General features: G+C 57.1%; 13 protein-coding genes. 9 read left to right on the plus strand and 4 right to left on the minus strand.

Translation table 11 applies throughout. The features are described 5' to 3' along the window. The first annotated feature begins 31 nt into the window (after positions 1-31). The 3 genes from C4S74_RS07300 to C4S74_RS07310 all read left to right on the plus strand — a co-directional run bounded on the left by C4S74_RS07300 (position 32) and on the right by C4S74_RS07310 (position 2,809). Positions 32-1,183 (plus strand): M20 family metallopeptidase, encoded by a 1,152-nt coding sequence (locus C4S74_RS07300; RefSeq protein ID WP_103994680.1) that lies wholly within the window; start codon positions 32-34, stop codon positions 1,181-1,183. Positions 1,184-1,404: 221 nt separating this feature from the next. After that, positions 1,405-1,827 (plus strand): hypothetical protein, encoded by a 423-nt coding sequence (locus C4S74_RS07305; protein WP_103994681.1) that lies wholly within the window; start codon positions 1,405-1,407, stop codon positions 1,825-1,827. 31 nt (positions 1,828-1,858) lie between these two features. Further along, positions 1,859-2,809 carry a YafY family protein gene (locus tag C4S74_RS07310; RefSeq protein WP_103994682.1) on the plus strand — a complete coding sequence of 317 codons (951 nt, stop codon included), beginning with the start codon at positions 1,859-1,861 and terminating at the stop codon, positions 2,807-2,809. 122 nt (positions 2,810-2,931) lie between these two features. Here the strand turns inward: C4S74_RS07310 and C4S74_RS07315 are convergent, their stop codons facing one another. From C4S74_RS07315 to C4S74_RS07325, 3 genes are all read right to left on the minus strand, one after another. Next, complete coding sequence (locus tag C4S74_RS07315; RefSeq protein WP_103994683.1) at positions 2,932-4,110, minus strand: glycine C-acetyltransferase; 1,179 nt, start codon at positions 4,108-4,110, stop codon at positions 2,932-2,934. 18 nt (positions 4,111-4,128) lie between these two features. Beyond that, a complete protein-coding gene (gene tdh / locus C4S74_RS07320; protein ID WP_103994684.1) occupies positions 4,129-5,175 on the minus strand; it encodes an L-threonine 3-dehydrogenase in 1,047 nt (348 codons plus the stop codon). A gap of 182 nt (positions 5,176-5,357) precedes the next feature. Next, the gene (locus tag C4S74_RS07325; protein WP_103994828.1) at positions 5,358-5,912 is read right to left on the minus strand and encodes a helix-turn-helix domain-containing protein; all 555 of its coding nucleotides are present in this window, start codon (positions 5,910-5,912) and stop codon (positions 5,358-5,360) included. Between the two features lie 196 nt (positions 5,913-6,108). On the opposite strand from C4S74_RS07325, the gene C4S74_RS07330 reads away from it, so the two are divergent. From C4S74_RS07330 to C4S74_RS07355, 6 genes are all read left to right on the plus strand, one after another. After that, positions 6,109-7,137, plus strand: coding sequence for a LacI family DNA-binding transcriptional regulator (locus tag C4S74_RS07330; protein ID WP_103994685.1), 1,029 nt, complete (start codon positions 6,109-6,111; stop codon positions 7,135-7,137). A gap of 423 nt (positions 7,138-7,560) precedes the next feature. After that, on the plus strand, positions 7,561-8,463 hold the full coding sequence (locus C4S74_RS07335) for a sugar ABC transporter permease (protein WP_258042432.1): 903 nt from the start codon (positions 7,561-7,563) through the stop codon (positions 8,461-8,463). A 15-nt stretch (positions 8,464-8,478) separates the two neighbouring features. Then, entirely contained in the window at positions 8,479-9,360 is an 882-nt protein-coding gene (locus tag C4S74_RS07340) for a carbohydrate ABC transporter permease (RefSeq protein ID WP_103994687.1), read from the plus strand. Between the two features lie 83 nt (positions 9,361-9,443). Continuing rightward, on the plus strand, positions 9,444-11,057 hold the full coding sequence (locus C4S74_RS07345) for an extracellular solute-binding protein (RefSeq protein ID WP_103994688.1): 1,614 nt from the start codon (positions 9,444-9,446) through the stop codon (positions 11,055-11,057). Between the two features lie 14 nt (positions 11,058-11,071). After that, a complete protein-coding gene (locus C4S74_RS07350; RefSeq protein ID WP_103994689.1) occupies positions 11,072-12,346 on the plus strand; it encodes a Gfo/Idh/MocA family protein in 1,275 nt (424 codons plus the stop codon). 197 nt (positions 12,347-12,543) lie between these two features. After that, the gene (locus C4S74_RS07355) at positions 12,544-13,167 is read left to right on the plus strand and encodes an HAD-IA family hydrolase (RefSeq protein ID WP_103994690.1); all 624 of its coding nucleotides are present in this window, start codon (positions 12,544-12,546) and stop codon (positions 13,165-13,167) included. A 552-nt stretch (positions 13,168-13,719) separates the two neighbouring features. Here the strand turns inward: C4S74_RS07355 and C4S74_RS07365 are convergent. Continuing rightward, the gene (locus tag C4S74_RS07365) at positions 13,720-15,009 is read right to left on the minus strand and encodes an alpha-L-fucosidase (RefSeq protein WP_103994692.1); all 1,290 of its coding nucleotides are present in this window, start codon (positions 15,007-15,009) and stop codon (positions 13,720-13,722) included. Between the last annotated feature and the right edge of the window lie 16 nt (positions 15,010-15,025).

The raw sequence follows: 15,025 nt of genomic DNA on the forward strand, positions 1-15,025 counted from the left end.
TCTATTTTGCGCAAAGAAAGGTTTATTTCGTATGTCAGACGTAACTCTTGTGGAAAAATACATGCCGGAGCTGCTCCGGCTCTTGGAAGAGAGCGTAAACATGGACTCGCCTTCACGGAACAAGGCGCTCTGCGACCGGATGGCGGACTGGTACGAGATTCAGTTCCGCCGTCTGACCGGCGGAACGGTAACACGCGTTCCCCATGAGGTTGCCGGCGACCGGCTGCTCTGCGAGTGGGGAGACGGCAGCCGGCGCATCCTTCTGCTGGGCCATTACGATACCGTATGGCCCGAAGGCGAAGCGGCCCGGCGGCCTTACAGCCTCGCCGGGGACAGAGCCCTGGGGCCCGGCGTATACGACATGAAGCTGGGACTGCTTCAGGCGATGTTCGCGCTGAAGCTGCTCGGCGACGAAGGGCGCGGGCCCGCGAAGGATGTCACCGTCGTGCTGCTGATTAACAGCGACGAAGAGATCTCAAGCCCCAGCTCGCGCGGGCTTATCGAGCAGACCGCCCGGGTCTGCGAGGCGGTCTTCGTGCTGGAGCCTCCGATGGAGCCGGATGGCGCGCTCAAAACCGGCCGTAAAGGAAGCGGCCGCTACAAGCTCATCGTGGAAGGGATTGCCGCCCATGCGGGCGTGGATCCCTCCAAGGGCGTCTCGGCCATCGAGGAGCTGGCGCACCAAATCCAGCATCTGCACGGCCTCACCGATTACGCCATCGGCACGACGGTGAACGTCGGCGTTGTGCACGGAGGCATCGGCACGAACGTGGTCGCGGACCGTGCCGAAGCCGAGCTCGACGTGCGCGTGAAGACGGCGGCCGAGGCGGAGCGGATGCACGCGCTGATCGCGGGCCTCCGTCCGCACCTGCCGGGAGCGCGGCTGCGCGTCGAAGGCCGCATGATGCGCCCGCCGATGGAGCGCACGGACGCGATTGCGCGGTTGTACGGCATCGCGCGGAGAATCGCCGCGGACGAGCTGGGCTTCGAGCTCGGCGAGACGGCGACCGGGGGCGTCAGCGACGGGAACTTCACTGCGGCGTGCGGAGTTCCGACGCTGGACGGACTCGGCGCGCGGGGGGATTTCGCGCACTCGCCGGACGAGTTTGTGCGTCTGGACGAGATCGCGCCGCGCACGGCTCTGCTTGCAAGATTGATCGAAACCGTCTCGGCAGGGGAGTGACGATAAGCCGGCGTCCACGCCAGAAACAGACCCCGCTTCGCAAGGTATCGGTTAGCACGAAAATCCGTTCGACAGACATTATTCTGTCGGACGGGTTATTTTTTTGCAGATAAAAGTAAAAAAAAGCAAACATCCATTCGAGACAAACAGGTGTCGCATCGAAGTGATAACCTAAATAATGGAATTCATTTCATGATTTGGGGAAGGAGATATGCAGAGAGATGGAGACGGAGAGGAAGCTTATATTGGATGTCGGCAGGATTTGTGAAGAGCTGGGAGTTGACATGGATTATATAGAGACAGTCGTGAAGAAAGGCGGAGGTACGGAGCCGGGGGCAAAGGAGACCGAGAAAAAAGAAGAAGACGATGAAGACCATAATAGAAAGGATGCGGATAAGGAAAAGAAGCACAGTCAGGAGACGGGGCAGGACCAAGAGAAGGACCAAGACCAGGGACAGGAACGGGAACAGGACCAGGATCAGGATCAGGGACAAAACCAGGACCGGGTTCAAGGAAATTGTTGTGCCGATACCGGAAAAGGGAGTCTGTCCCTGCCTCCGGGAAGTCACTACCGATTTTCTGATTTTATGGAAGGAGTAGGAAGGTCTGGGGTCGGTGTCGAATTAACTTCCATAGGCACATAGACCTAATGGAATGGAGTGACACTAGGCCCTTATGATGGACAAAGTCATCCGATTGTTTCATATTATTATGGCCATTCAGGCCAATCCCGGCATCTCGGCTTCGGACATTGCGCGTAAATGCGGAATCAATCTCCGGACGGTTTACCGGGATCTCGAAACGTTGAGTCTGATATCGCCGATCACTAACGACGGGCGGGGAACCGGATACCGGTTTATGGGGAAATTTTTCTTGTACCCGCTAAACTTTACGGAACAGGAGGCGCTCGTTTTCTCGATGCTTCCCTCTGTCCTTGATACGGAAAAGCTGCCGCCTGGGTTTGACCAGGCTTATCATAAGGTAATGGCGACTCACGGAAAGGAGAAGAGCCATCACCGCGATATCGTGCAAAACATTACGAGCATTATTCAGATGGGAGCGCCCGCTTACCGGCAGGAGCATCCGAATTTTTTGGAGATCATTATCAGGGCCGTTCTGGATCAGAAAACCATTTCGACCGTTTATCATACGATGTCCCGCAATAAAACGACGGAGAGGCAGATCGATCCGTATTATCTCGTTCCGCGCGAGCAGCGCTTCTATCTCATCGGGTATTGTCATTTGAAGGGAGAGATCCGCACGTTCCGGATGAGCCGTTTTCAGCAGGTGGAGGTGACCGGGCAGACTTTTGAGAAAGGGGATTTCAACATCCGGCAGTATCTCAAGAACACCTGGTCCATCGAGCGCGGGGACAAAAACATGACGTTTAAGGTGAAGTTCAACGCGGAGGTGGCGCGATATATTAAGGAAGAAGAGTTATTCGTCCACCCCCGTATACGCGACCGGAAGGACGGGAGTCTTATTTTCGAGGTGACGGTCAACAATGAGCGCGAGTTTCTCAATTGGGTGATGCAGTACGGGCCGGCGGCGGAAATTTTGGAGCCGAAGGCGGTACGCGAGAAGCTGAAGCAGCAGCTGCACCAATGGGTGGAGCTGTACAAGTGAAGGAAGCGGATGCTTCTAAAAAAATAGTTAACTAGGCATTGACTCATGGGCCTGTTACCTCCCGTCCTAACATAAAAAACCTGCCCAGCGGCCTATTGCCAAACAGCCGGGGCAGGTTTTGCTTATGAGATAAGGCCGGTTTCGCGCCCTACTTTTTTGAGCGCCTCCAGGGCGAAGTCCAGATCATCCTGCGAGTGGGCGGCCGTAATGATCATCCGGATGCGGCCTTTGTCGGCAGCAACGGTAGGGAAGACGATCCCCTGGGCGAATACGCCTTCCTCCAGCAGACGGCTGGAGAAATGCATCGTTGCCGCGGCATCCCCGATAATAATGGGGATAATCGGCGTCTCGCTGGCCCCGGTATCGAAGCCGGCTTGAATCAGCGCCTTGCGGAAACCGTGGGCATGAGACCACATCCGCTCAACCAGCTCCGAGCTGCCGCGCAGCACGCGGATGGCTTCCAAACAGCTGGCCGCGACGGAAGGCGGATGGGAGGTGCTGAACAGAAACGGCCTCGCCTTGTGGATCAGCACTTCCTTCAGCGCCTGGCTTCCGGCCGCGTAACCGCCGACCACGCCGATCGCTTTGGACAGGGTGCCGATCTGGATATGCACCCGTCCGTGCAGGTTGAAGTGGTCGGTGGAGCCTTTGCCGTTGCGGCCGAGCACGCCGCTGGCATGGGCATCGTCGACGCAGACGATGGCGTCGTAGCGTTCGGCCAGCTCGACGATGGCCGGCAGGGGCGCGATGTCCCCATCCATGCTGAACACGCCGTCGGTCACGATGAAGCGCTTCCGGTACTGGCCGCTGGCGCGGAGAACGTCTTCGAGCGCATTCATGTCCTTGTGCCGGTAGATTTTACGCGCCGCTTTCGACAGCCGGATTCCGTCGATGATGCTCGCGTGATTCAGCTCGTCGCTGATCACGACGTCGCCATCCTGCAGCAGTGTGGAGAACACGCCGAGGTTCGTCGTAAAGCCGGACTGGAAGACGAGCGCGGCTTCCGTTCCTTTGAACGCGGCAAGCTCCCGTTCAAGCTCGTCGTGAATCTCCAGCGTGCCGGCTATCGTGCGTACGGAACCGCTGCCGGCGCCATAGCGGTATACCGCATCCGCGGCGGCCCGCTTGAGATCGGGATGATTGGCAAAACCCAGATAATTGTTCGAGGAAAGCTGAAGCACCCGCCGGCCGTCCAGTTCCATCCAGACGTCCGAGCCGCTTTCCCACACGGCGGGAAGCCGGTACCGGCCTTCCCGTTTGAGCTGCTCCAGTTCTTCCGCCAAATAATCCAATCCGCTCATATGTTCACCCTCCGTTTTTTAAGCATGAGTAAAGACGACCTTGGCGCACTGGCCCGAAGCCATCAAGTCAAAAGCTTCCTCGTACCGGTCGAGCGTAAACGTATGCCGGACGAGCGGCTGAAGGTCGATGCGGTTCTGGTCCAGCAGTCCCTTGATCTGGTGCCAGGTGTTGTACATGCGCCGTCCGGTTATGCCGTGGACCTGAAGGCCCTTGAAAATGACGTGCCGGGACAGATCGATCGGCACCGAATGAGCCGGAATACCCAGAAGGGAGACGCGGCCTCCGGGAGACATGGCTTCCAGCAGATCGTTGATGGCGCGGGCATTGCCGGACATTTCGAGGCCGACCTCGGCTCCTTCCCCGCCCGTCATTTCCCGGATCAGCTCCGGGGCCGAGACCGCTGGAGAAGACTGGATGATCGCGTCGGCGCCCAGCTCCCGGGCCATGTCCAGCCGGTACCCGTTAAGGTCGACGGCGATGATTTTGCCCGCGCCCGCGGCCTTCGCGACCTGAACGGCCATAAGGCCGATCGGGCCCACGCCCATCACGACGACGGACTTGCCCACGATGTCGCCGGACAGCACGGACTGGACCGCATTGCCCAGCGGGTCCTGTAGGCAGGCCAGCTCGAAGGGCAGCGACTTGTCGTTCGGGATGATGTTGACCGCCTTGGTCACCGCATAGTCGGCAAAGCAGCCCGGCGCGGTAATGCCGAAGCTTCGCGTATGAGGGCAGACGTGAGCGTTGCCCGAACGGCATTGCTTGCACATTCCGCAGACGATGTGGCCTTCGGCGGACACATAATCCCCGACGCGGACGCGGGTCACCTGAGAGCCAACTTCGTGCACGACGCCCGCAAATTCGTGGCCGAACACGTTGGGGGTCACGACGTGCTGTTCGGCCCAGTCGTCCCACTGATAAATATGCATATCCGTTCCGCAGATCGAGCTCGCTTTGACGCGGATCACCACTTCATCCGGCCCGCATTCGGGAACGGGCACCTCCATCAGTACGGCTCCGGCTCTGCGGTGCGCTTTGACAAGTCCAACCATCGTTTGGGTCATGACCGGCATTCTCCTTTTGAGGAATGATCGTTATAAAGTACTTATGTGCGCTATAAAGTATCTGGATGCTGCTATAGTAACCCAAACGAGATTGGCCTGTAAATAAAAAAATTCCCGCAGGACCCAAAACATTCCTGCGGGAAAGAATGAAACATGAAGCACCGGACCGAAACGGAACCGGCTTAAAACGGGTATAAAATAACGCTCTGAATATGAACCACCTCGTCGGTGCTGTTCCGGTAAATATGGTTCTGATCGGCGTGAAAGCGGATGGCGTCGCCGTTTTCCGCCACAATCACCTGCCCGCCGATCTGCATCTCCAAAGTACCGCGGGTGACCGACACGTACTCCTCCACTCCCTCGTGATGGGGGTCGGATTCGTATTCGCAGCCGGGCTGCAGCTCCACCGAATAAATCTCGAAGCGGGAGCTTCCGTCGTAAGGAAAGAGCGGATAAGCCGTATATTTTCCCTCTTCCGACGACATCGGAAACAGCTCGGATTTCTTCACCAGCGTAACCGACGGCTTCTCATCCTCGATGAGCGCCGAAACCGAGATATGCAGGCCGTGGGCGATTTTCCACAAGATCGTGATGGTGGGGTTCGATTCCGCCCGCTCTATCTGGGCCAGCATCGTTTTGCTGACACCCGTCAGCTCCGCGAGCTTATCCAGGCTGAGCCCGCGCGAACGGCGGATTTTTTTGAGATTGCCCGCCACCCGTTCAACCATGTTATCCATCTGTGTACCTCCGTTATGCAGCGTTCTGCGCTTTCCCTCCATCATACCATTCCCGGCCCCTGCGGAAAACCGGCTAAGCCGTTTAAGCCGGACACCCGTGCCGTCTGGGCACAATTGCCTATAACGGTTGCCTCCCGGAGGCAAGTGTATGATAAGATGGGAGGGATGAGAAGGAACAGGAAGGGGCGGACAATCCTTGACGAGGCTTAAAGATATTGCGGATGTGATCGGGGTTTCCATCTCTACCGTGTCGAGGGCGATCAGCAACGATACGAGCCGGCCGGTGAGCGAAGAAACGAAACGGAAAATAAGGGAAGCCGCCTTGAAGCTCGGTTATCCGTTGGACGATGCTCCGGGAGCGGCCGTGAACCGGACTCAGATCGCCTGCGTCATTCCCGGCAAGCTGCTGGGCAATCATCCGTATTTCTCGGAGGTGCTCCAGGGATTTCACGGGAAGATGGCCGAGATGGGGCAGCCCGCCGCCATCGTCCGGACGTTCGAGGAAGTGAACGACGCGGAACGTTTCCAGGCTATGCTGACGGAGTCGGGAGCCCGGGGAGTGCTCGCGCTGGGCTGGTACGACAAGGAGCTTCACGAGCTGCTGGACAGACAGGGCATTCCCATTCTCGGCGTCAGCCTGAACGACGATTCCCTGAAAATGCCCATCGTGGACTGCGACCGGGTATCGGCCGCCCGGATGGCGGTAAAGCATCTGCTCGATCAGGGGCATACGAAGATCGGATATGTGGGCGGACCCGCTTTTAACAGAAAACTGGAGAACGACGAACGGTTCATCGGGTTCCAGTTCGCGATGCTCCAGGGCAGCCTGCCGATCCGCAAAGAGTGGATCGTCAATACGAACTGGGACGTGGACCTGAGCTACCGGCTCGTGACCGGCATGCTGCAGGAGCTGCCCCGGGCGGACTGGCCTACCGCCATGTTCTGCGCCAGCGACATGCTGGCGATACCGGCGATGAGAGCGGCGCTCGAACAGGATTGCCGCATCCCCGAAGACATCGCCTTCGTCGGAATGGACAATATCGGGTTCTCGCAGTACACGAGCCCGCCGCTCACCTCAATCGACGTGCCGCGGCAGGAAATCGGCAAGCTGGCCGCCAAATTCCTCTGCGACTACGTAGAAGAAGACTACCGGATTCCTCCGCGGATTTTGCTGCCCTGCTCCCTGATCGTCCGGGAATCGTCAGTTCACGATATCCGGCCTTAGAAGGGGAGCATAGACACGCGAGCTCAAAGCAAGAGTCTGACACAATGATGTCAGGCTTTTTTTAGCTGCGTCTTTTTATCCAAAAAATTTGGAGTCATTTTAGCCAAAAAGTTGTTGCATTCCGCAAATCATTTTGGTAAATTAGGGTCAACAAGTTTCTTGTAAGCGTTTTCTAAATAAGAAATCCACCTGTTTGTCCTACAAATCCAATGATTCAACCCGATTTCCGACGAAAATGACTCCAAAAACTATCCAAAAATAAAACAAAATTTGGATAAGCGTTTTAGCCCGCCAAACTAACACAGGGGCCGAAGCGAATCGAACGAATTTTCAATTCCGGAAGGAGAACTTAACGTGGCTGAAACTATTCTCAAACGCGGCGGTCCGGAAACGGGGGCGCATTCCCGCACGGTTCCGCGCAAAATGACGCTTGGCAGACGAATTCTCCGCAATTGGCAGCTTTATCTGCTTATTTCGCCCGTCGTGCTGTATTACATCGTGTTCCACTATGTGCCGATGTACGGCCTGCAGATCGCCTTCAAGGATTTTGTGGCGAACAAAGGGATCTGGGGCAGCGCCTGGGTCGGATTCGACCATTTTCAGCGTTTTTTCAACAGTTACTTTTTTCAGCGTCTTATTACGAATACGATCGGCCTCGGCCTTTATACCCTGGCACTCGGATTCCCGATTCCGATTATTCTCGCCCTCCTCATGAACGAAGTCCAGTCCCAGAAGTTTAAGAAGTTCGTTCAAACCGTCACCTACGCGCCCCATTTTCTTTCCACGGTCGTCGTTGTAGGCATGATGATGATGTTCCTTAATCCCAGATACGGCCTCGTCAACACTTTTCTGGGGATGTTCGGCGTCAAACCGGTCAACTTTCTGGCCGATCCTTCCTGGTTCAAAACGCTCTATGTGCTTTCCGATGTGTGGCAGACGATGGGGTGGAGCTCCATTATTTATCTGGCGGCTCTCGCCGGCGTAGACAATCAGCTTCACGAGGCGGCGCGCGTGGACGGGGCGACCCGGCTCCAGCGCATCTGGCACATTAACCTTCCCGGCATCCGCCCGACGATTGTCATCCTGCTTATCCTGAATCTGGGGAGCGTCATGTCCATCGGCTTCGAAAAAGTGCTCCTGATGCAGAATACCCTCAACATGCAAAGTTCCGACATTATCGATACCTACGTGTACCGCAGCGGGATTCTCGACGCGGACTACAGTTTTTCCGCCGCCGTCGGCCTGTTCAGTACGGTAATCAACTTTATTCTGCTGATCAGCGTGAACTGGATCTCCAAACGCTTCAGCGAATCGAGCTTATGGTAGGGAGAGGGAGAAGAGATGGAAAATACCCGTGAAGACCGCTTGTTCAACACCGTCATTTACCTGGTTCTCGGGCTGGTGCTGCTGATCGTCCTGTACCCGCTGGTATTCGTGCTCAGCGCTTCGTTCAGCGAACCCCAGTACATCATGAACGGGGAAGTGCTGCTCTGGCCCAAGGGACTGACGCTTGATTCATACGCCAAAATTTTTGAAGACAACCAGATTTTACGGGGCTTCGGCAACACGCTCTTGTATACGACAACGGGGACGTGCCTGAATGTGATCATGACGATTCTCGCGGCTTACCCGCTTTCCCGCAAAGATTTCGTGGGCCGCAACCTGTTCATGGGCCTGTTCGTATTCACGATGTTTTTCGGCGGCGGGCTCATTCCGACCTACATTCTGATCAAAAATCTCGGCCTGCTGAACTCCTTCTGGGTCATGATCCTGCCCGGTGCCGTGTCCATCTGGAACATCATCATCATGCGGACCTTTTTCCAGCAGACGATTCCCGGGGAGCTTGAAGAGGCGGCGACTATCGACGGCTGCTCCAATATGCAGATCCTGACGAGGGTTATCCTGCCGCTGTCCATGCCGATCATCGCCGTCACCATTCTGTTCTACGCGGTTGGGCATTGGAATTCGTTCTTCAACGCCCTGCTCTACCTGTCCGACAAGAGCAAGTTCCCGCTTCAGCTCGTCCTGCGCGAAATTCTCATTCAAGGGCAGACGGACAGCATGGTCAAAATGTCGACGGAATCGGCGATCAAGCAGCAGCGGGCGGTGGAAGGCATCAAATATGCCGTTCTCGTCCTGGCCAATCTCCCGATGTTCCTGCTCTATCCGTTCCTTCAGCGGTACTTCGTCAAAGGAATCATGATCGGCGCCATCAAGGGCTGATCGTTCATCCTATACACGATTCACGCAATTCATACGACTACGCGATTCACGATCGTTACGATTAAACAAGGGAGGTTAACGAGATGAAGAGAAAGAGAGCGATGAAACTCGTATTGGCTTGCGCGCTGACGACGGCGGTGCTGTCCGGCTGCAGCAGCGGTGAGAAAGGCGCCGGGGAAACGGCGGAGGCGAAAGGCGTGAATGCGACGGGATTCCCGATCGTTCAGGAGCCGGTCACGGTCAACGCTTTTGCCGCCAAATTTTTCGCCAATGCCGACTGGAACAAATTGAAGCTGTGGCAGGAATACGAGAAGAAGACGAACATTCACATCAACTGGGAAACTGTCCAGAAGGACGCCCTGAAAGAAAAACGGAATCTGCTTATGGCAAGCAGCGGGTATCCCGATCTGTTTTACGCTTCCGCTTTCTCGAAATCCGACTTGTTTAAATACGGCAAGCAGGGCGTATTCCTGCCCCTTAACGACTACATCGATCAATATGCGCCGAACCTCAAGGCTCTGATGGAGAAATACCCGGTCATTAAAAAAGGCATCACCATGCCGGACGGCAAAATTTACAGCCTGCCGACTTTGTATGACCCCGAATTCCGGTCCGTCTTTTTCAACACCCCTTGGGTGAAAACGGAATGGCTGACCAAGCTGGGGCTGAAGGAACCGACGAATCTCGACGAATTCGCGGCGATGCTGAAGGCGTTCAAGCAGGGAGATCCGAACGGGAACGGCAAACCGGACGAAATCGCGTGGGGCGGGGTCGGGACGACGGGAATTGTCGGTTATCTGAGAGGCTCCTTCGGCCTGGGCAATCACGGCAATGCCAACCAATATGTCGATACGGAACCGGGTTCGGGCAAAATCCGCTTTGTCCCCGCCGATCCGCGCTACAAAGAAATGCTGGAATACATCCACAAGCTGTATAAAGACGGCCTGCTGGAGCAGGATATCGCCTCCGTGAAAAGCGAGGAAGTCGACGCGAAGGGAACCGCCGGTCTGCTGGGCATTGTGGACAACGTAGATCCTGCCGCGATTTATAACCAGAAGGGATACGCCGGCCTGCCGGTACTGAAGGGACCGCACGGCGATCAGCTCTACACGTATATCGGCTCGCCGCTCGGCAACATCGGAATGTTTATTCTGACCGATAAAGCGAAAAATCCGGCCGCTATGGTCCGGTGGATGGATTATTTTTACGGCGAGGAAGGCATCAAGATGTTCTTCATGGGCTGGAAAGACGACACGTACAAGGAAGAGAGCGACGGAACGGTCGATTATGTGGACGCCATTAAAAACAACAAGGACGGTCTCAGTCTCGACCAGGCGGTCAGCCAATACCTGATCTGGCCGGGCGGGTATTACCCGGGCTTCGTCAAGCAGGCGTATTTCAAAGGAGCGGAAGGGCTTCCAACCTCCGTAGAGAATTCGAAGAAAGCCGATCCACACGTGCTTAAGCCGGAGGAAATCTGGCCGGCCTTCAATTTCACGACGGAAGAGCAGCAGGAATTGACGACGCTGGCTAATGACATCGAAACGTACGTCACGGAAATGAGAGATAAGTTTATCGTCGGAGATGCGCCTATGTCCCAGTGGGACGACTATGTGGCGACCCTGAACAAAATGGGACTGGACCGCTACAAGCAAATTTATCAGGCTGCGCTGGACCGCTACTCCAAGAGCAGTTAAGGGAGAGAGAGAACATGAGCGAATTGACCGCAATATTAATCGGCGCGGGCGCCCGGGGAGCGGGCGGCTACGCCCCTTATGCCCTGGATTATCCGCATGAGCTGCAGTTTGTGGCCGTGGCGGAAACCGATGCCGGACGCCGGGAGAAAATGGCGGAGAAACACGGCATTCCGGCGGAGCGCCGCTACGATACGTGGGAAGAGCTGCTGAATCTGCCCAAAATGGCGGACATCGCCGTCATCTGCACCCAGGACCGGATGCATTACGAGCCGACGATGCGGGCCCTTGCCGCCAAGTATCACGTGCTGCTCGAAAAGCCGATGTCCCCGGACCCGCGCGAGTGTCTCGACATGGAGCAGGCCGCCCGGGACAACGACCGGCTGCTCACGATCTGCCACGTGCTGCGCTACACGCCGTTCTGGACGGCGGTCAAGACAGCCATCACGGAGGGGAGAATCGGCGAGGTGGTGTCCATCCAGCTCAACGAGAACGTGGGCTACTGGCACATCGCCCACAGCTTCGTGAGGGGGAACTGGAACAACTCGCACAAGGCCAGTCCGATGATCCTGGCCAAATCGTGCCACGACATGGACGTCCTGTCGTGGCTGATGGATAAGCCGTGCAGCCGGGTAAGCTCGTTCGGCTCGCTCATGCACTTCAACGGGGCGCACGCGCCCGAAGGCTCCGCGGACCGCTGCCTCGACTGCGCGGTGGAGCCGACGTGTCCGTACTCCGCCACGCGGTTCTATCTCAGCCAAGAATTCAGAGGCTGGGCCGGGCACTTCACGAGCGATCTGTCCAAGGAGAGCATCGTAAAAGGGCTGCGCGAGACGGATTACGGACGCTGCGTGTACCGCAGCGACAATAACGTCGTCGATCACCAGGTGGTGAACATGGAGTTCGAGGGAGGCGCCACGGCCATGTTCAGCATGTGCGGCTTTACGTTCGAACAGGAGCGCCGCATTCAGATCATGGGCACGAGGGGGGAACTGCGGGCGGAGGGCGATTCGATTATCGTCTACGATTTCCTGACGCATCAGAAAACGGAGATTACGATTCCCGTCCAGACGGCCGGACACGGAGGCGGGGACAGCGGTATCGTCCGCAGCTTCCTTCAGGAAGTGCGGGGCTACAGCGGCCAGGAAAGCCTGACCTCCGCGGCCGCTTCCGTCCGCAGCCATCTCATGGCTTTCGCCGCCGAAGAATCCCGTCTGAACGGCGGAGCGCCGATCGAATTGACGGAGTACGCCCGCACACTTGCGCAGAATGCGGGCGGATTAAGCGGCTGAGCCGCGGCCCGCTGCCGTTGCGGCCGTTCGGCGTCGCATGCCGGCGCGATGCTTTCCTGCCGGGCGGCATTGCGTTCGGGCATGTAAGACATGTATGCTGGTAAAAGAACATAAGCGCCACAACTGCTCAGGCGGCTGTGGCGCTTTTTTTGCCGTACGACTAAGATTACTCCGGAACGGAAAGCGGGTGTCATGGCGTGAAACCGGTTCTCATTTTTGATTTCGACGGAACGATTGCGGATTCCAAAGAGCTGGCGGTGCGGCTTTTTAATGAAATGGCGGTCAAATTCGGGGGCAGGCGAATCGAAGAGGCCGAAATCGGCAGACTTTCGGGTTTGTCCGTACCGGACCGTCTAAAGGCGCTGAACGTGCCGCTTTTGAAGCTTCCCGCTCTTCTGCTGGAAGCCAAGCGAAACTACAAACAAGCGGCGGTAAGCCTGGAGCCGGCAGACGGCATGAAGGAACTGCTTCTGGCGCTGAAGGAAGAGGGCCGGACGATGGGCATCCTGTCTTCGAATACGGCCGGCAACATCCGGCATTTCCTTGATCTGCACGGGCTGGATGTGTTCGATTTCGTTCATTCCGCAACGAATCTGTTCGGCAAGGACAAGGCAATCCGCGGCCTGCTCCGCGCTCATTCGCTTCCCGCGGGCGGGGTCATCTACGTGGGGGACGAGCTGAGGGACGTCGAGGCATGCCGGAGAGCGGGAGTCGGAATGGCGGCCGTCACCTGGGGCTTTGATTCCGAAGAACTGCTGGCCGGAGCGGGCCCCGACTATGTGTGCCGTACGGCGGAGCAGCTGGCGGCGGTTTTGCGGTAAAGCAGGGCATATCACGACAAGCGGGAAAGCATCCCCCTCCCGGCGAAGCTCCGGTCCGCAATGCGGCAGCGGTATCCGCACGGGAGGCTGCTTCCGCTGCATCGGCGGAGGCAGCCGCGGACGGAAGCGGCTGCGGGTGGGGGTGCACGGAGCCGCGCAGCGGGAGCGCAAACACAGCCGATGCCCGCAAGGAAGCGGACGAGCCCGCGATTAACGCGAGACTTCATGCGCCACGCCCGAATAAAAACGCCTGATCCGCCGAAATCGGCGGATCAGGCGTTTTCTTTTGCCGTGCGATGGAATTATTCCGGCGGAATAGGCTGTGGCTATCGCGGGTGGTTATCGCAACCGGAGGCGCCACCGCCACCGCAAAGCTCTCTGCTGCCGCTCAGACTGCCACTACAGAAGGGCTTGCCGCTGTCGAAGGGCTCACCTCTACCGGACAGGCCGCCGCAGTCGGACGGCTTACGAAATCCTGCCCTGACCGACTATCTGCTGCCGTCCAAAGGTCCGCCGCCACCGAAGGGGCGATACCGGTTCTGCCGTCACGGCCTAGTTATGCGTAACCACCGCCCCGGAACCGCCGTACATGTCCAGCTCGTCCTCCAGTTCGATTTTCAGCACGGTTACATAGTCGTGGGTATCTTCCGCCGTCAGATGAATCCAGGTGGTTCCCGGTATCTGGAACCAGGGCACGCCTCCGTGGATGTCGTACGTGAGATCTTTGCCCGAATGCAGAACGGTGATCGTGCGGATTTTGCTGGAGAGCCCTTTGAGGCAGACCGATTCTTTCGGGTCGTCGTATACGAACAGATACAGCGTTTTTTTATCTTTGGACAGCGTGCTGCCTCCCGGATAATAGCGGGTGAGAATGCCTTCCCGCGTTCCGTAAACGGCTTCCTCATGAGTCCGGATCCAGCTTCCGAGCCCCAGCAAAATCTGTTCCTGCCGGGGATCGACAGTACCGTCTTCCTTGGGACCGATGTCGAGCAGCATATTTCCGCCCATGGAGATGCAGTCGCAGAACATCCGGATAATCTGATGCAGAGATTTATAATGGTTGTCGTCCGGAACGTAGCCCCAGGAGCCGTTTATCGTCGTGCAAAACTCCCAGGGGCCCTCGGGTCTCGTAATCGGCAGCCCCTGTTCGGGGGTTTTGTAGTCCCCGTGTCCCTGCAGACGGGAATTGATCATGATTTCGGGATTGAAGGAGTGAAGATAGTTTTTAAAAGCGGGAAGGTTCCACTGTTCGGCGCTCCGCTCCCAGTCTCCGTCGAACCAGAGCAGGTCCACTTTTCCGTAATTCGTCAGAAGCTCCCGCAATTGTTCATTGTTAAACGCCAGAAAGCGCTGCCATTTCTCCTCGTCCTGAATGCCGTCCGCCGGACTGGAGAAAGGGTTGGCCTGAGTCGGGTCTTCGGGAATTTTGCCGCCCTCGTAGACGCTGGGATAATCGGGATGAGACCAGTCGATCAGGGAGAAGTAGAGGCCCAGCCGGATTCCTCTGCGGGTCACCGCATCGGCATACTCCCGGATGATGTCCCTGCGGGCCGGCGTGCTTTTGACCACGTTCAGATCACTGGTCTGCGTATCCCACAAAGCGACGCCGTCGTGATGCTTCGTTGTGAGCACGGCATACTTCGCGCCGGATTTCTCGATCAGCTCCGCCCATTTGTCCGCATCGAAGTTCCGGGCGGTAAAGCCGCCGAGCTGCTTCATATAGTCCTCGTACGAAATGCGGCCGTTATAGAAAGACCATGACTCGGCGATTCCGTTAACCGCGTAAATTCCGTAATGAATGAAAATCCCCAGCTTCGCGTCCTCAAACCACTGCTGTACCATCTGTTATCTCTCCTTT

Source organism: Paenibacillus sp. UNC499MF, assembly GCF_900107975.1.
Lineage (GTDB): Bacteria > Bacillota > Bacilli > Paenibacillales > NBRC-103111 > Paenibacillus_F.

Bases quoted from the DNA above. Each gene is read 5' to 3' on its own strand.
- C4S74_RS07300 (WP_103994680.1), top strand. From the start codon at position 32: ATGTCAGACGTAACTCTTGTGGAAAAATACATGCCGGAGCTGCTCCGG.
- C4S74_RS07305 (WP_103994681.1), top strand. From the start codon at position 1,405: ATGGAGACGGAGAGGAAGCTTATATTGGATGTCGGCAGGATTTGTGAA.
- C4S74_RS07310 (WP_103994682.1), top strand. From the start codon at position 1,859: ATGATGGACAAAGTCATCCGATTGTTTCATATTATTATGGCCATTCAG.
- C4S74_RS07315 (WP_103994683.1), bottom strand. From the start codon at position 4,110: ATGAGCGGATTGGATTATTTGGCGGAAGAACTGGAGCAGCTCAAACGG.
- tdh (WP_103994684.1), bottom strand. From the start codon at position 5,175: ATGACCCAAACGATGGTTGGACTTGTCAAAGCGCACCGCAGAGCCGGA.
- C4S74_RS07325 (WP_103994828.1), bottom strand. From the start codon at position 5,912: ATGGATAACATGGTTGAACGGGTGGCGGGCAATCTCAAAAAAATCCGC.
- C4S74_RS07335 (WP_258042432.1), top strand. From the start codon at position 7,561: ATGACGCTTGGCAGACGAATTCTCCGCAATTGGCAGCTTTATCTGCTT.
- C4S74_RS07340 (WP_103994687.1), top strand. From the start codon at position 8,479: ATGGAAAATACCCGTGAAGACCGCTTGTTCAACACCGTCATTTACCTG.
- C4S74_RS07345 (WP_103994688.1), top strand. From the start codon at position 9,444: ATGAAGAGAAAGAGAGCGATGAAACTCGTATTGGCTTGCGCGCTGACG.
- C4S74_RS07350 (WP_103994689.1), top strand. From the start codon at position 11,072: ATGAGCGAATTGACCGCAATATTAATCGGCGCGGGCGCCCGGGGAGCG.
- C4S74_RS07365 (WP_103994692.1), bottom strand. From the start codon at position 15,009: ATGGTACAGCAGTGGTTTGAGGACGCGAAGCTGGGGATTTTCATTCAT.